This is a genomic window from Bradyrhizobium sp., from assembly GCF_050014615.1.
Taxonomy (GTDB): Bacteria; Pseudomonadota; Alphaproteobacteria; order Rhizobiales; family Xanthobacteraceae; genus Bradyrhizobium.
The window spans coordinates 1-17,184 of sequence record NZ_JBEKCZ010000122.1 but is presented as its reverse complement, the minus strand read 5'-3'; the positions used below and the strand labels follow the sequence as shown (position 1 = coordinate 17,184).

The following is a 17,184-nucleotide window of genomic DNA, read 5'->3' as shown; positions in this document are numbered from 1 at the left end:
AGGCGCCCGTCGGCGTTTGCATGAGGTCAAGGGGAGTCATTGCAAAAGAGAGTTTATAGCGACCCATGATTGACTTTTCCCGCGCACCCAGAAGATTGAGCGCGGTAGAAGAGAACCGGTCCGCAGCCGCGCTGTCCACCACTTCGGGTTCGTACCCCGACAACAGAATGACCCAGTCGGCAACCGCGTCCGATCCGCGGATTTGCTGCTCCGTTGTGCGGGTTCTCATTTTCGGCGTGTCGGTTATCAACAGGTGGGCACCGGTCAGTCCCGGCTTCGACGCGAGTTCGTGGAGCGCTGCGACCAATGCCGTCTTCAGCTCCGCTTCTTTTCCATCTGCGGGAGAAAGACTGATCGTTGCGAGCGAGGCCGCCACTCCGCCCCCGAAGCTGGCGGCGACCCGGCACTGGCTGCGGACCATGTTGCGATGATGCGGCATCATCTTGGTCGACCACGGCGTCGGGGCATTCAGTCGGTCGAGATATCCCTTCGAGGTGAGGGTTTCGTACTGCTCCAGTTCGTAGAGAACGAAGAAGCCTTCGGCATCGCGCGTGCTCGTCCACCGCGATCCCCGCCGAAAGCCGGGAATGCTCATCCGCTCCGGAAAATGTTCGTGCGAATGCCAATCGCCGAACTCCGAACGTTGCTCGGGCGCGACGTTCCACCACATAGCGACGGCGGCTTCACCCAACAACGGCATTTCTGCACCTCCAAGAGGACCGGCTTATTGGTCCGCCGCAAGTCGGCTACCCATCAATTATTACCTAGTGAATTATAAAACACCAGTTGATTTTCATTTTACCTTACGATCATATCCACGTCATTCGAAAGCGCGACCAAACGGCGACTGGAGGAGATTTGGATGACCGGAACGATCCTGGTCCTCAACGGACCCAACTTGAACCTGCTCGGCGTCCGCGAACCCGAGATCTACGGACGCGACACGCTAGACGACATCAAGAAGCGGTGCATAGAGCGGGGAGAGAAGCACGGGCTCGAGGTTGACTTCCGGCAGTCCAATTCGGAAGCAACCCTGATCGACTGGCTGCACGAGGCGCGTGGCACCAAGCTCGGCGTTGCCATCAACCCCGCGGGATTTTCGTTCCATTCGATCGCGCTGCTCGACGCCTTGAAGATGTTCGACGGACCGAAGGTCGAGGTTCACATCACCAACATCCACAAGCGTGAGCCGATGTATCAGAAGTCGCTGATGTCCCACGGCGTCACCGGCGTGATCGCGGGCCTTGGCGCCACCGGCTACGTGCTGGCCATCGACGCCCTCGCCGATCTCGCGAAGGCCGGCAAGGCCTGATCGCGCATCAACCTAAAAAATTCCAACCCGGGAGGAGCAGATGGCTCTCAGCAGACGTCAATTCGGCGCGACCGCGATCGGATCGGCAGCAGCGCTCTGGGCGGCGCCTTCGGTCGCACAGGGCAAGAAGGTCAGCCTGAAGGTCGGCGGTCAGTTTGCCGACAGCCATCCGTCCTCGAAAGCCATGGAAGAAGCTTGCGCGGACATCCGACGGCAATCAGATGGTCGGATCGACATCCAGTTCTTCCCGAGCGCGCAACTCGGCTCGGACGCAGCGATGCTGACGCAGGTGCGCTCGGGCGCGCTCGACATGATGACGGCTTCCGGCATCTCGATGCAGGTCGTCTCGCCGATCGCCGGCATCAGCGGGATGGCGTTCGCGTTCAGCGACTACGCGCATGTGTGGCAGGCGATGGACGGCGACCTCGGCGCCAGCATCCGCGACGGCCTGGACAAGGTGGGCATCTACGCCTTTCCCAGGATTCTCGATAGCGGCTATCGCAACATCACGACCAGCAACCGGCCCATCAATTCGGTCGAGGATCTCAAGGGCATGAAGATGCGCGTGCCGCCGAGCCCGGTCTGGGTTTCACTGTTCGCGGCGCTTGGCTCGTCGCCGACCTCGATCACCATCAACGAGCTTTATTCGGCATTGCAGACGAAGATCGTCGATGGACAGGAGAATCCGCTTACCATCATCGAATCCGGTAAATACTTCGAGGTACAGAAGTATTGCTCCATCACCGAACACATGTGGGACGGTCTATGGATTATCGCCAACGGCAAGCGGATCAAGTCACTGGCCCGGGAAGATTTGGCGCTCATCACAACATCGCTCGAGGCGGCGACGATGAATCAGCGGACCGAGACCGAGCGCCTCAATATCGACCTCGAAGGAAGCCTCAAGGCCAAGGGGCTCGTCTTCAATCGTCCGGACAAGGCACAATTCCGGCAGGCATTGACCAGGGCTGGCTTCTATACGGACTGGAAACAGAAATACGGCGACGATGCCTGGGTAGTCCTGGAGAAGTATTCCGGCAAGCTGGCCTGACCCGGTTGTGACAACACTAGCCGTCGAATCGAGGAGCGGTCGGATGGAAACCGAAAATCTGATCGCGACACCGTCGAAAGGCCTGCTGCGCAAACTGGACCGGACCATCGGAGTGCTGATCGGAGTGCCTACCGCAGCACTCGTTCTTCTCGAAATTCTGGTGCTGCTCGGTGGCGTGGTTTCCCGCTACGTGTTCCATCATCCGATCATCTGGACGGACGAACTGGCATCGACGCTGTTCCTCTGGCTGGCGATGCTGGGTTCCGCCGTCGCCCTGCATCGCGCCGAGCACATGCGCATGACGGCGGTAGTCGGGATGCTTTCGCCTCCCGCGCGCCGGGCGCTCGAAGTCCTCGCGACGGTCGCGGCCCTGACGTTTCTGCTGCTCATCCTTCCTTCGGCTTACGAATTCGCAACCGATGAGGTCGCGGTCACAACGCCGGCGATGCAGATTTCGGACGCCTGGCGCGCCGCGGCACTGCCGGTCGGCTTCGCGATCATGATCGCGATTGGCTTGATCAGGCTGATCGAGGCCGGGAACTGGCGCCACGTCGTCGGCGCCGTCGGGGCCAGCGCGCTCGTCGCCGGTGGCCTTTACCTGTTGCAGCCCATGCTGGAAGATCTCGGCAACCTCAATCTCTTGATCTTTTTCGTCGGCATCGTGGCTTGCCTCGTCTGCGCCGGCCTGCCGATCGCATTCGCCTTCGGCCTCGCCACGTTCGGATATCAGGCCCTCACCACCGAGACTCCAATCGTGGTCGTGGTGGGACGGATCGAGGAAGGAATGTCGCATCTGATCCTGCTGTCGGTGCCTCTGTTCGTCTTCCTCGGGCTTTTGATCGGGATGACCGGCATGGCGCGGGCGATGGTCAACTTTCTGGCGAGCCTCCTTGCCCATGTGCGCGGCGGTCTTTCCTATGTGCTGATTGGCGCGATGTACCTCGTCTCCGGCATCTCCGGTTCGAAGGCGGCGGATATGGCCGCGATCGCGCCGGCGCTCTTTCCCGAGATGAGAGCGAGAGGTTCTAAGCCCGGCGAACTAGTCGCCTTGCTGGCTGCGACCGGCGCGCAGACCGAGACAATCCCGCCGAGCCTGGTTCTGATCACGGTCGGCTCCGTCACCGGCGTCTCGATCGCAGCCCTCTTCACCGGCGGTTTGCTGCCTGGCGTGGTGGTCGGCGCGATCCTGTGCGTGGTTGTCTGGCGCCGAAATCGCAGCGAAGTCCTGCCGCAGGAGACACGGGCTTCTGTCGGCGAGATCGGCCGCGCATTGGTCGTCGCCCTGCCCGCGATCGCGCTGCCGTTCGTGATCAGGGCCGCGGTCATCGAGGGCGTAGCGACCGCAACGGAGGTGTCCACCATCGGCATCGCTTACGCGGTACTCGCCGGCCTCCTGATCTACCGGACATTTGACTGGAAGCGCATCTACCCGATGCTGGTCGAGACCGCGGCCCTTTCGGGCGCGATCCTGCTCATCATCGGCGCCGCGACCAGCATGGCCTGGTCGCTGACCCAGTCCGGCTTCTCGCGCGATCTCGCCAGGGCCATGACGGGACTTCCCGGTGGGGTGCCGACCTTCCTGCTGGTGTCGATGGCCGCCTTCATCGTTCTCGGCAGCGTGCTCGAAGGAATCCCGGCGATCGTGCTGTTCGGCCCGCTTCTGTTTCCGATCGCGAAACAGGTCGGCGTGCATGAGGTTCACTATGCGATGGTCATCATCCTGGCGATGGGCGTCGGCCTGTTCGCGCCGCCGTTTGGCGTCGGCTACTATGCGGCCTGCGCGATCAGCCGAGTGCACCCGGACGAAGGGCTGAAGCCGATCGCGGGTTACATGCTGGCGCTGGTGATAGGGCTTTTGCTGGTGGCATTTGTGCCCTGGATTTCTATCGGGTTTCTGTAAAGCGTCCGTCGCGATGGCAAATCGAGCGAGTCCCACACCCTCATCCGGCGATCGCAACTGGGACGGCGAGACCGACCTCCTGATCGTCGGCGCCGGCGCGGCTGGAATGACGGCCGCTCTCGTCGGTGCGCTGGAAGGATTACGAGTCGTGGTCTGCGAAAAATCCGACATGGTCGGCGGGACGACGGCAACGTCCGCCGGCACGGTCTGGATTCCCGGCAGCCACCAAAGTGAAGCTGCCGGCGTACCCGATTCGATCACTGCGGCCAGGAACTACCTTGCCGGCGTGTTGGGCGATGACGCATCGGACGAACGGCTGTCGGCCTATTTGGCCTCGGGGCCGACCGTCCTCGATTATCTCGAACGGCGCACCAGCGTCGTCTTTGTGCCCCCACCCATCCATCCGGACTACCGGGATCTGCCGGGTGCGGCGATCGGCGGACGCGCGCTTGGCGTCCTCCCGTTCGACGGACGAAGGCTCGGCAACGATTTCGACCGCGTTCGACCACCCCGCCGTGAGTTCATGGTGCTCGGCGGCATGATGGTCGGCAAGAACGATATTCCGGCTTTACTCGAGCCGTTCAGTTCGTGGGGCAACTTCAAACACGCGTTCAGCCTGCTGGCGCGGCAGGCGCGGGATCGGCTCACCTTCAAGCGCGGGACGCGCCTGACCATGGGCAACGCGCTGGTAGCACGGTTGCTATACGACCTTCGAAGACTGGCCGTCGATATCAGATACGGCACTGCCTTGAAGGAACTGGTCAAGGCCGGCGACGAGATCGTGGGTGCCGTTCTGACCACGCCGACAGGCGCGCTTGCGCTGCGTGCCGGGAAAGGCATCTTGCTCGCGACCGGCGGGATCGGCCGGAGCGAGGAGCTTCGCGAACGGTTTCTGCCCGAGAACACCCGTCGCTACTCACTCACCTGCGACACCAATACCGGCGACGGCATCCTCGCCGGCGAGCGCGTCTGCGGACAGATCGATAGCAAATTGCATAGCCCGGCACTATGGATGCCAAGTTCGGTGATGAAGCAGCTCGACGGCCATCTCTCGGTGTTCCCGCACATCATGCTGGATCGCGCCAAGCCGGGACTGCTGGCCGTCGGCAGCAACGGCCGGCGGTTCGTCAACGAGGCCAGTTCGTATCACGACTTCGTCCAGGCAATGCTCCGCGCGAATGGCGCGCCGGCCAACGTGCCGTCCTATCTGATCTGCGATCGCAGCTTCATCTCCGATTTCGGTATTGGTCTCGTTCATCCGGGTACACGCGACCTGCGTCGTTTCGTCGACGCCGGCTATTTGTTCGAGGGCGAGACGATCGCGGACCTGGCCGCGAAGATTGGGGCGGACGGCGAAACATTGTCGCAAACGATGGAGCGCTATAACGGCTATGCGGAAACCGGGATCGACGAAGAGTTCGGCCGCGGAACCAGCGAGCTCAACCGCTTCAACGGCGATCCGACGAACAAGCCCAATCCATGCCTGCGGAAAATCGGGCCCGGCCCCTATTATGCGGTCGCGGTCTGGCCATCGGACCTGGCGAGCAGTGTGGGCCTGCATACAGATTCCCGCGCTCGCGTCCTGCAATCGAATGGTGAGCTGCTCAAGGGATTGTATGCGACCGGGGCCGATGCCGCCTCGATCTTCAAGGGAACATATCCCGGACCCGGCACGATGATCGGACCTGCCATGGTCTTCGCCTGGCGGGCGGCCATGGATGCCGCGGGGGTTTTGGACAACTACGCAACGCCAACAGATTGAGCCGTGCGTGAGGGTTCAAACGTGTTAAATCGGTACCAATGAGAGGCCAAACGTGCTGACGAAGAGCCAGACCACAGAGACAGTCGGAGAATCGGCGTATCGCCGCATACGCTCCGACATCATTTTCGGCGTTCTGGCTCCGGGTCAGAAGCTGAGGCTCGAGCGCGTCGGCGAGAGTTACGGCACTTCCATCCCGACGCTGCGCGAGCTCTTGAACCGGATGTGCGCGGAGGGCCTGATTGTGGCCGAAGGTCAGCGCGGCTTCGAGGTCGCGCCGGTGTCGGCCGCCGACTTCAGGCAGGTCGCCGAATTGCGCCTGTTGCTCGAAAACCACGCGCTTGAGCAGTCCTTTTGCGCAGGCGATCTCGATTGGGAAGGCCGGGTGGTTTCGGCCCACCATAAGCTGGGCGTCATGGAAAAACGCATGCTGGCAGGACAGCGGCAGGGCCAGGAATTATGGAAGCAGTGCGACTGGGACTTCCACCATTCCCTGATCTCGGCCTGTGGGTCCGACGTGCTTCTCGCCGCGCACGCCGCGGCCTACGATCGCTATCTCCGCTATCAGATGATCGCGGTCGTATTCCGCGGGGAGATCGCAGCCCGTGAGCATCAGGCACTGCTGGAAACCGCGCTTGCCCGCGACTGGAAGCGCGCGCAATCGATTATGGTCTCGCATATCCGTGGATGCGTCGAACACGCACTGAAGGAAGACAGCACAGGCCTTTTCGGAAGTTCCACCGAAAGGCAGCAATCGACTGCGAAGCGCCGCGGGAAGGCGGACGCACGTCTCGATTTGGCGTCATTGCCTGCGACAAACGCGAAGCGTTTGCGCAAGGAGCGTTAGCGACGGAACAATCCAGGCTTCGTATCCGCAAGTACCGACTATGGATTGCTTCGCCAGCGCTCGACCTGCCCCCGAGACCCTGCGACAAACAGGTTCCCGATAGGAGCAACTTTCGAACATCGAATTATACCGGGCTTAATGTCTTCCGCGGCTTATAGATGCCATGAGAACGCTCAGAGACTTTTTAGCTGACGAGACCGGCGCGACCGCCATCGAGTATGGCCTGATAGCAGCGGGAATCGCGCTCGCCATTATCGCCGCCGTGAACGGGCTGGGCTCCAAGCTCAATACCAAGTTCACTTCGATCAGTACTGGATTGAAATAGGCCAGCCCGGTCGGTGGCACGACCCGGCATTCGAGCCGGCCGCCAGCCGATTTCACCCTGCCGCCATTGGATGTTGCGTTTCGATTCCTGCCGATGAAGTCCAGGGCAGGCCTGATGGCTGTCGCGCTTTTTGCCGGCGCTCGGGGCGCGCACCACCCATCGAATCCCCCCGCTTCGCTTGACCGCTCCGGTTTTTATGCTACGGTACGTAGCATTACAGGTAGCTGTGACGGACGGGATGGCCGACCTCGGCGAGCACGGGGTCGCGGCCGCGGAAATCCAGTGGCCGCGGATCACAAAACGAAGGAGCCGACCATGCGCATACCAACTCCGGTCAGACCTTCGTGTTTCGACGCAGCGTCGTCTCTGCGGGGAGACGCGCGATTGAACCTGTTGTAGAGACCCGCGTCCTTTTAGCCTGATTGGTTGTGCTGCACGGCGGCGCCATGCCTCGCCGAACGCGGCACATTTTCTTTTCTTGTGAGCACGCCATGTTTGCCTTGTTCGAACGGCGGCTGAAGCCGACCGCCACGCCGACAGATCCCGAGCCGCCGCCCGGACTGGTGGCGTTCTATTGGCACTACGCCCGCCAGGCCAAAGGCCTGTTCGCCGGCCTGTTCGCCGCCGGCTTCGCGGTGGCGCTGCTGGATTCGCTGATCCCGGTCTTTATCGGACGCATCGTCAGCTTGATCACCGCAAGCCCGCCGGAGAGCCTGTTCGCGACATTCTGGCCGCTGTTGCTGACGATGGCGGTGGTGCTGTTGGTGCTGCGCCCGGCGGTGCTGACCCTGCAGAACATCGTGGCCAACCAGGCGATCGCCGCCAATGTCGGCAACCTCGTTCGCTGGCAGAGCCATTGGCATGTGGTGCGCCAATCGTGGAGCTTCTTCCAGAACGACTTCGCCGGCCGTATCGCCAACCGGGTGATGCAGACCGGACCGGCGATCCGCGAGACCCTGGTGTCGCTGTTGACCGCTGTCTGGTACATCCTGGTCTACGGCACCAGCGCATTGTTGTTGCTGGCCAGCGCCGACCGCTGGCTGGCGTTGCCGATCGCGCTGTGGTTTGTCGGCTATCTGGTGCTGTTGCGCGTTTTCGTGCCGCGCATGCGCGACCGTTCCAAGGAGATGTCGGAGGTCCGTTCGCTGGTCACCGGCCGGATCGTCGACAGCTACACCAATATCCTCACCGTCAAGCTGTTCGCGCGTCCCTGGCAGGAGGACGCCTATGTGCGCGAGGCGATCGACGAGCACACCGGCAAGTTCCATGCGTCGCTGCGCCTCAACACGCTGCTCGGGCTCGCATTGTCGTCGCTCAATGCCCTGATGGTGACCGGCACCGGCGCACTGGCGCTGCTGTTGTGGACGCGCGGGCAGGTTTCGGTCGGCACGGTGGCGATGGCGCTGCCGCTGGCCTGGCAGATCGTCAACATTTCCGGCTGGGTGGCCTGGCAGGTGACCGCCATCTTCGAGAATATCGGCGTGGTGCAGGAAGGCATGATGACCATCGCGCGACCGATCACGCTGACCGATCGGCCGCAGGCGCAAGCGCTCGTGGTCACGCGGGGCGAGATCGCGTTCGAGGATGTGCGCTTCCACTACGGCCGGACGATAGCAGCCCGCGAAGAAGGCCGGCCGCTCCCTCACGCCGTGCTCGAAGGCCTCTCGTTGACGGTGCGGCCGGGCGAGAAGATCGGCCTGATCGGACGCTCGGGCGCCGGCAAGTCGACCGTCGTCAATCTGCTGTTGCGGTTCTTCGACCTCGAAGGCGGCCGCATCCTGATCGACGGGCAGGACATCGCCGCGGTGACCCAGGAGAGCCTGCGCGCGCAGATCGCGGTGGTCACCCAGGACACCTCGCTGCTGCATCGCTCGATCCGCGACAATATCCGCTATGGCCGCCCGGACAGCAGCGACGCCGAGGTGATCGCCGCCGCCCGGCTCGCCCATGCCGACGAATTCATCCTCGATCTGGTCGACTGGAAGGAGCGCCGCGGCTACGACGCCCAGGTCGGCGAACGCGGCGTCAAGCTCTCCGGCGGCCAGCGCCAGCGCATCGCCATCGCGCGCGTGATCCTGCGCAACGCGCCGATCCTGGTGCTCGACGAGGCGACCTCGGCGCTCGACAGCGAGGTCGAGGCCGCGATCCAATCGAGCCTCGGCACGCTAATGGCCGGCAAGACCGTGATCGCCATCGCGCATCGGCTGTCGACCATCGCCCGCATGGACCGGCTGGTCGTGCTCGATCGCGGCCGCATCGCTGAGCAGGGCACGCACGATGAACTGCTGCGCCGCAACGGGCACTACGCGGCACTGTGGCAGCGGCAGTCCGGCGGTTTCATCGACGCCGACGACATGCAGGCGGCGGGGTGAACGTGGCCAATTTTGCTCAGGTCAACGAATAAGGGCGCCGGGAAATTAAACGGTCAACGTCAGCGTTACTGTCTCGGTTTTGCGCACTAATCACTGTCCGATGCGTATAACCCAAGTCGGATAGCGGACATTTTAATGGATTTGTGAATTGGCGAGATGCAATCTATGCGGGTGATTCGCGTTCAAAAGCGGTGCCCTGCGTTCGAAGAATGCGTCTGGGTGAGTTCGATGGGTTTGTTGGAAATGCAAATTTCAACATCGAGTTCCCATGATGACACGCATTCTCGTTGTCGACGATGACCCGTTGGTCGCAAATGCAATCCGCGCGTGGCTCGAAGATCGAGGCTTTGAAATCGTCACAGCCGACGGCGCTGAGGCGGGGCTAAACGCTCTCGATGGGTCGACATTCGACCTCATGATTATCGATATCTTCATGCCGCACATGCGCGGCTTTGAATCGATCCGGGTCTTTCATCGGCATGCGCCGACGGTTCCACTGATCGCCATCTCCGGATACGTGTTTGCCGAGCAGCGAACGCCGGCCCCCGATTTCCTGAGCATGGCGCTTGAGCTGGGGGCGGCACGTTGCCTGCGCAAACCGTTTGCCCCGGCGACACTGCTTGGCGCGATCCACTCATGTCTGGCGGAAGTCGCGATCCGCGGAGGAAGGCTTTCAGGTGCAAACCGGCGATCTTGATCCCAAGCCAAGCAGCACGGAAGCCGCATGGCTACGAGCCGTTGTTGAGACCGCGGTCGACGGTGTCATTCTCATCGACACGCGCGGCATCGTGCTGATGTTCAACCCCGCCTGCGAAAGGCTATTCAAATATCAGGCAAGGGAGGTCATTGGGCAGAACGTCAAAATGCTGATGCCGCGGCGTTATCGCGACGAGCACGACAGCTATATCGGTAATTTCCATCGGACCGGAGAGCGAAAGATCATAGGGATCGGCAGAGAGGTCGTGGGCCAGCGCAAGGATGGTTCAACCTTTCCGATGGACCTGTCGGTCGGCGAGGCGAAGCAAGACGAAGGGTCGATATTCGTAGGCATCATTCATGATTTGACCGAGCGGGAGAGAGTCGAACGGGTATTGCGCGAGAGCGCGGCGCGGCTCCGGGCCGTGGTCGACACCGCCGTCGACGGCGTGATTCTGATCGACGCGCGTGGCAACGTCATGATGTTCAATCCGGCCTGCGAGCGATTGTTCAAGTACAAGGCTGAGGAGATTATTGGCGAGAATGTAAAAGTTCTCATGCCGGGGTCATATCGTGCGGAACATGACCGTTACATCCGCAATTTTCTCGACACCGGCGAGCGCAAGATTATCGGCATCGGCCGGGAAGTGGTTGGTCAGCGCAAGGACGGCTCCACCTTTCCGATGGACCTGTCGGTCGGGGAAGCGAAGCAGGACGGCGCATCGATATTTGTCGGAATCATTCATGATTTGACCGATCGCAAGCGAACCGAGGAACAACTCGTCCAGGCGCAGAAGATGGAAATTGTGGGCCAACTTTCCGGCGGCATCGCCCACGACTTCAACAATCTCCTGACGGTGATCGTCGGTAATGCCGAGTTTTTGGGAGAACAACTAAAGCCCCGGGAGGACCTGAAGCGGCTCGCTGACGACATTGGCCTCGCTGGCGAGCGGGGAGCAGAGTTGACCCAGCGCCTGCTGGCGTTCAGTCGACGCCAAACGCTGCGGCCTGTCGCGGTCGACTGCAACACGCTTCTCGACTCGATGCACAAATTGCTGAGACGAACGATGCGGGAAGACATCGAAGTTCGGACTGATTTCGATCTGGATCTTCGGTCAGCCTATGCGGATCCTGCCCAACTCGAATCGGCGATCCTCAACCTTTCCCTCAATGCACAGGACGCCATGGCCGCCGGCGGGCGGCTCAGCATCACAACCGGGAACGTATCGCTCGACGATCATTATCACACCGTTCATCCGGAAGTGCGACCAGGGGAATATGTCCTGATCGCGATCACGGACAATGGCGAGGGAATGGAAAAAACGGTATTGGACCGCGTCTTCGAGCCGTTCTTCACGACCAAAGAGGTCGGCAAGGGCAGCGGTCTTGGCCTCAGCATGGTCTACGGCTTCGTCAAGCAATCCAACGGCCACGTTTCGATTTACAGTGAACCCGGCCTTGGCACCACGGTCAGAATATATTTGCCAGCGCTTTCGACTCATACGCCGGGTCAGCCGGTCCCGCCTCGCGCCAAACAGGATGTCGCTCCCGGCGGCAAAGAAGCCGTGCTGGTTGTCGAGGACGATCCATTCGTTCGCTCTTATGCGATCATGAGCCTGGAAAGCCTGGGCTATCGCGTGACGGCTGCCGTTGACGGCAATGACGCTTTGCAGAAGCTCGGCACCGACATCCAGATCGACGTCCTCTTTACCGATATTGTAATGCCGGGCGGCGTCAATGGTTGGGAACTGGCAGATCGCGCGCGACAGACAAGGCCGGATCTGAGGGTGTTGCTGACGTCGGGATATGCATTGGAAACATTGACGATGCACGGCCGGCTTCGCGACGGCTCGGTGATCCTGGCGAAGCCATACCGTAAGGCCGAACTTGCGGGTCGTTTGCGGGAGGTGCTGAAGGTTACGGGCTGCGATAGATAGCGCAGCTCCGCTTCCGGCAGCACATCCCGGATATCGCGCCGCATCAGCGCCATGTCCGATCACGGCGTGGACGTTGGATTTGGTGATCGCGGCTTGCGCGGCTGCCGACCGCGAAGGCCCTCCCCGCTTCGATCGATCCAACTGATTTGCCTGACCCATCGCTGCCATTTGGCTGCCATTTGCAATTCAAGACCGATCGGTCTATATTTACGGTTATGAAACGCCAAACCCCAATGCGGTTGCCGCGTGGCCGGCCCCGTAGTTTCGACCCCGAAGCCGCTGTCGAGCGTGCCATGGGTGTGTTCTGGTCACGCGGCTATCACGGCACGGCGCTTCCAGACCTGCTTCGGGCGACGAAGCTTTCGCGTGGCAGCCTTTATGCCGCTTTCGGGGGCAAGCACGCGCTCTTCCTGCGTGCGCTCGATCGCTATATCGCCGACGCTCTGGCGCGGATCGACGTCGAACTCGGTCCGCGCCACGCGCCGGTGGATGGCCTGCGGACCTTCCTTGCCGGTTACGTCGACCGCACCAGCGGCGCCAGTGGCCGGCGCGGCTGCCTGCTGGTGGCCACCGCCATGGAACTGGCCGGCCACGACCCGGATGTCGAAGGTCGCATCGGCGGTTTTTTCAAAGCGATGGAGGCCAAGGCCGCTGGCGCGCTCGCGCGCGCGAAGGCAGCAGGCGAGCTGGCAGCTGGTGTTGAGCCTGCAAGTGCCGCGCGGATACTGGTCTGCTTCGTCGAGGGACTTCGGGTGATCGGTAAAACGGGACCAATGCGAAGCTCGTCGCAAGCCACTGTTGACGCTCTGCTCGACCGCTTCATCAGGTAGCTCAGCCCATGGACGCATTCCGGGTTAGGCGCGCCTATATCTGGACCGATTGGTCTTAAAAGGAGTATGCCATGTCTTTCATTCAGATCGCCTGCGCGGTGCTGGTGCCCCTGCTCTGGGGCTATCAGTTCGTCGCCATCAAAGTGGGCGTTATGGAGTTTCCGCCACTTTTCTTCCTCGGACTGCGCTTCCTCGCCATCGCATTGCTGCTCATCCCCTTCGTCAGAAGGCCGACACGTCAAGAGTTCGGCCCTATCGCCGTCATCTCGATCTTCCTTGGTGGACTGAATTTCGGGTTGTTCTATGTGGGCATGGGGCTCGGTTCAGGCAGTATGTCCGCCGTCGCCTATCAACTCACGACGCCCTTCACCGTCCTGTTGGCCTGGCCACTGCTTGCGGAGAGGCCGTCGCTGATGACGTCCGCCGGTGTGTTGCTTGCCTTCGGCGGCGTGGTCGTGTTGGCCGCCGGGCCGGGCCTGTCCGCAAATGCTTTACCGATCCTGCTGGTGGTCGGGGCGGCCTTCGCGTTCGCGGTCGCCAACGTCTTGACCAAGCGCCACGGCCCGTTTGATCCCCTGATGTTGACGGGGTGGTCGTCACTTTTGACGGTGCCGCAGGTCATGTTGATGTCGCTGTGGCTTGAACATGGACAACTGACGACCCTTGTCACGGCGGACGAACGTGGCTGGATGGCGCTCGCCTACACTATTTTCATCGGAGGAATTGTCGGGTTCGGCCTTTGGTTCTGGCTGATCGCCCGCTGCACCATGGCCCGCGTGGCACCATTCGCCCTGCTGCTTCCGGTCTTCGCCCTGATGTCGAGCGTGTTGTTCCTCGGCGACCGCATGACCCCGACATTAGCTATCGGGGCGCTACTCGCCATCTCGGGCGTCGCCATGACGCAAGTGAGACCGATCGCGCGACCAAATCTGACTTGAAGGTCGCGTCATGGCGATTGCCGAGTTTGGAACTTTTGAGACATGCCGACTGCCTGTGAGAATGTCTGCTTTGCGGGGCGGGCTCAATTGGTCGGCGCAACACGGCCAGGATGACGCGATTGACCCGGCTCGGACATCACCTGGTCGTCGGCCGTTGCACGCGAGCACCACGAGGCGAGCGTGCGGTCTTTAGTCTATAGTAGCCTTCGGAAGGCAAGATCTGCCCTGATTTAGTGAGGTGTCCATTGGCTCCAACAATCCGTCCAATAAGCAGCGCGTGCCTGGCCCGGATCGAGACCGACGACCGCCTCGTAGTGCTCGCCAGGACGATGCATGTACGCGATCCCGGAATGGAAACTGCGCTCAAGGACAGCGCGGTCAATTGGGCGCGCTTCGGAGAAACATGCCTCGGACAGGCGCTCTATCGGCACCGCTCTATCTTTCAGAACGCCTCGGAAGCACCGGTGTGGAGCCATCTCGAACTGAGCTACTTTCGCAGCTTGGTTCCGGGCGATGCAATACTAGACCTCGTGGTCAAGCAACAACCGGCGACGTTGGACTTGCTACGCGCCGAGATTCTCCTGACGACCGCGTCGTCCTTCATCCTTCCGCGAGACTGGCAGGGCTCAACCGATCGGCCGGACCGGCAGGCATCACTGGAGTTCATCCAGGTGGAACCTGCATTTTTCGGTGAGTACCGGGACGTTATGCGGGACTATTGTGGCCCTGCCGCCGCGAAGCTTGTCCGGGCAGGAAGGTTTGGGACATTCAGGGCAATGGAGACGGCGGCGGTGCTCTTTCAAGACCCTGCGCTCAAGATCGACTGGAACCAGATTCACCTGTGCGAGCTGGAGGCTGACAGCTTTCGCGGGTTTGGCCGGGAGTTCGAGGCCGCCTTGCGAGAGGACGCGCCGGACGCCGCTGCTACTTCAGGCGTCTTCGCCGGTCTCGATCGTATGCGCACGGTTCCCCGTTGGACTTTCAACGATCCCGTTGTGGAAGCAGACGCTGCAGTCGCGAAGCAAGGCAGAGCGGAACCGTGATCGGAGGTCGGACTGAAACGGACACGCGTTTGTGGCACTGAACGGACCAGTTGGGCTGGACTGGCGATGTCCGTTGATAGGGGTATCTCGGAAGTCCCATTTCAGGACCGTCAGGACCGCCTTTGACCCGAAGCGGTCACCGGCGGACAATCCGGCGCCGTTGCCGACGCAGGCTGCAAGACGTCAGATCAATTCACCGCTTGAAGCGCGGCCGCGAAGGCGGCGAGATCCGCTCGCGCCGTCTCGTCCGGCACCCGCTTGGTATAGTCGGCGAGCTGTTCGAGGATGTGGGAGCGATGCTGCGGCAGGAAATAGCTCGCCCAGACCTCGCGCGTGTCGCGGATGGCGGCCAATACCAGGCGGGCGTTGTCAGGCTTGCCGCTGCCCATGATCGCCGAGCAGACGGCGCTCAGGATAAACTCGGCGGAGGAGTTGCGGGCGCCCGCGAGCCCCTCCTCGCGTATGCGCGTGCGCTGCTCCGGCGCGAGGCCCGCCCAGAACATCTTGACCGAAACCGCCTCGCGCGCCTGGCCGCGGATCAGGAAGTTCATCGCCACCGCGTACTGGTCCTCGTACTCGGTCATGTTGCGCTGGATCGCCGCCAGATCGGGCTGCGGCCCCGGCTTCGAGCCGTAGCGGGTGAACAATTTGTTGACCGCGTTTGCGGCCTCCATCCAGTCGAGCAGCCAGGGAAGATCGCTCCCCTGCGCGGGCGGCAGCGCGTCCAAAGCGTCAAGATCGAAGACGCGGTCGAGCAGCGCGGCGACCTCCGGTCGGGTCAGGTCAGGCCGCCCGCCCGTTTTCATCACCCCTTCGACGTAGACCCGGAAGGCCTGCGCGGCCTCGCGCGCGGCGGCCGCATCGCGCGCGCCGTCCTGCGCGAGCGCCGGCGAAGCGAGCGCGAGAAGCACCAGGAGGATTCTGACGATCGGCATCGCAACCTCAATCGGCGTCGTGCGATCGGCGCGGCACGCGCCGCCGTTCGCGACGATCGTGGTTTTTTGTCGCGGATCGCGCCGCAAAGGTTCACGACGGCCCGCTTGCGCGGGTACTAACGGCGAAGGCCCTTCCCGCTTCGATCGACCCGACTGATTTGCCCGTCGGGCGGTCTGGCGAATGTGCTGTCCAGCCCTGTTTGCAAAAATATTTCGTTTCGCCGTTTGGTAGAAACAGATTTATTGATTCGCTATCCCGCCTCACAAGAGGGGCGCTTCGCGGTCGTCACGGACGTTGGGTGCGGGATGCGGTGGACGTGGGCGGCGCTTCTGACGAGAGCGCAAGCTTGCGGACGGCGAAGTCGTGTGGTCCTGACGCCCCGACGCTGGCGTCAAGTTGGCGGAGCGATCCGCTGATGACAGTGACAACAAAGCCCGGTCGCTGGGGAGAGCACGAAGGAAACCGTTAAAACCCACGAAGGAAACCGTTAAAACCATTGCGCAGGGAAGGCCGGGTGTTCCGGCGAACCTGTGGCTTCTACCCCTGTGCTTTTTTGTTGCACAGGGGGCTGCGGGTGCGCCAAGCACCCGGCTTTCCCTGCGCCCTCTTCATTAGAGGGAGGCAAATTTCTTGCATAGCTCGGGCGCATCGCGCCGCGAGAAGGCGGACGTGTCTCTCAATTGCTCGCGTCATTGCGAGCGAAGCGAAGCATCCAGACTTTCCCTGCTGCCCGATGGATTGCTTCGCGGAGCCTGTCATCGGCGCTCATTCGCGCGACCCGTTAGCTCGCAATGACGCGAAAAACCGTCGAATCGGGTTGGACGCGTCAGGCGAAATTGGCTACTAGTTTGACGCCGGTAATCACCCGAAAAGAGTTCAGGGACTGGGCAAGGATTTGGAATGACCTATTGCTGCGGAGTGCTGGTGCGGGACGGGCTGGTGATGATCGCGGATACCCGCACCAATGCCGGCCTCGACAACGTCTCGACCTTTCGCAAGCTGCACATCTTCTCAAAGCCCGGTGAGCGCATCATGGCGATCGCCAGCGCCGGCAATCTCGCCATCAGCCAGTCGGTGCTCTCGACCCTGACTGAGGGACTGGAAGACCCGCACACCGGCGAGATCGAGACGCTGCTGAACGCGCCGACCATGTTCCAGGCCGCGCAGCGCATCGGCCGCGCGATCCGCGCCGTGCACGCCACCGAGGGCGTTGCGCTAAAGTCCGAGGACATCAATTT

The 17,184-nt window shown here is 61.9% G+C and carries 13 protein-coding genes and 2 pseudogenes; 13 read left to right on the top strand and 2 right to left on the bottom strand.

What is annotated here, in order from left to right:
- Positions 1-700 (bottom strand): hypothetical protein (locus ABR948_RS19505; protein WP_428120889.1); only part of this gene is annotated, 700 nt, incomplete at its 3' end.
- 162 nt (positions 701-862) lie between these two features.
- On the opposite strand from ABR948_RS19505, the gene ABR948_RS19500 reads away from it, so the two are divergent.
- The 12 genes and pseudogenes from ABR948_RS19500 to ABR948_RS19445 all read left to right on the top strand — a co-directional run bounded on the left by ABR948_RS19500 (position 863) and on the right by ABR948_RS19445 (position 15,010).
- Complete coding sequence (locus tag ABR948_RS19500) at positions 863-1,312, top strand: type II 3-dehydroquinate dehydratase (protein ID WP_428120886.1); 450 nt, start codon at positions 863-865, stop codon at positions 1,310-1,312.
- A 40-nt stretch (positions 1,313-1,352) separates the two neighbouring features.
- Positions 1,353-2,363 (top strand): TRAP transporter substrate-binding protein, encoded by a 1,011-nt coding sequence (locus tag ABR948_RS19495; RefSeq protein ID WP_428120883.1) that lies wholly within the window; start codon positions 1,353-1,355, stop codon positions 2,361-2,363.
- Positions 2,364-2,406: 43 nt separating this feature from the next.
- On the top strand, positions 2,407-4,263 hold the full coding sequence (locus tag ABR948_RS19490; protein WP_428120881.1) for a TRAP transporter large permease: 1,857 nt from the start codon (positions 2,407-2,409) through the stop codon (positions 4,261-4,263).
- Positions 4,264-4,276: 13 nt separating this feature from the next.
- Positions 4,277-6,025 (top strand): FAD-dependent oxidoreductase, encoded by a 1,749-nt coding sequence (locus ABR948_RS19485; protein WP_428120879.1) that lies wholly within the window; start codon positions 4,277-4,279, stop codon positions 6,023-6,025.
- Between the two features lie 55 nt (positions 6,026-6,080).
- Positions 6,081-6,728: pseudogene (locus ABR948_RS19480) on the top strand (GntR family transcriptional regulator); the annotation flags it as partial.
- 304 nt (positions 6,729-7,032) lie between these two features.
- Positions 7,033-7,194: a Flp family type IVb pilin gene (locus ABR948_RS19475; protein WP_428120877.1), complete on the top strand. Its 162-nt coding sequence runs from the start codon at positions 7,033-7,035 to the stop codon at positions 7,192-7,194.
- A 491-nt stretch (positions 7,195-7,685) separates the two neighbouring features.
- Entirely contained in the window at positions 7,686-9,566 is a 1,881-nt protein-coding gene (locus ABR948_RS19470) for an ABC transporter ATP-binding protein (protein ID WP_428120875.1), read from the top strand.
- 271 nt (positions 9,567-9,837) lie between these two features.
- Complete coding sequence (locus tag ABR948_RS19465) at positions 9,838-10,263, top strand: response regulator (RefSeq protein ID WP_428120892.1); 426 nt, start codon at positions 9,838-9,840, stop codon at positions 10,261-10,263.
- The gene (locus tag ABR948_RS19460) at positions 10,244-12,199 is read left to right on the top strand and encodes a hybrid sensor histidine kinase/response regulator (RefSeq protein WP_428120873.1); all 1,956 of its coding nucleotides are present in this window, start codon (positions 10,244-10,246) and stop codon (positions 12,197-12,199) included. Before ABR948_RS19465 ends, ABR948_RS19460 begins: the two co-directional genes overlap by 20 nt.
- 293 nt (positions 12,200-12,492) lie before the next feature.
- Entirely contained in the window at positions 12,493-13,029 is a 537-nt protein-coding gene (locus ABR948_RS19455; RefSeq protein ID WP_490337846.1) for a TetR/AcrR family transcriptional regulator, read from the top strand.
- Between the two features lie 71 nt (positions 13,030-13,100).
- Positions 13,101-13,967, top strand: a complete 867-nt coding sequence (locus tag ABR948_RS19450) for a DMT family transporter (RefSeq protein WP_428120869.1) — start codon at positions 13,101-13,103, stop codon at positions 13,965-13,967.
- Positions 13,968-14,317: 350 nt separating this feature from the next.
- Complete coding sequence (locus tag ABR948_RS19445) at positions 14,318-15,010, top strand: hypothetical protein (protein WP_428120866.1); 693 nt, start codon at positions 14,318-14,320, stop codon at positions 15,008-15,010.
- A 188-nt stretch (positions 15,011-15,198) separates the two neighbouring features.
- On the opposite strand, the gene ABR948_RS19440 is transcribed toward ABR948_RS19445, so the two are convergent.
- Positions 15,199-16,032: a hypothetical protein gene (locus ABR948_RS19440; protein ID WP_428120864.1), complete on the bottom strand. Its 834-nt coding sequence runs from the start codon at positions 16,030-16,032 to the stop codon at positions 15,199-15,201.
- 814 nt (positions 16,033-16,846) lie between these two features.
- Between ABR948_RS19440 and ABR948_RS19435 the strand changes: the two are divergent.
- A pseudogene (locus ABR948_RS19435) lies at positions 16,847-17,184 on the top strand (peptidase); the annotation flags it as partial.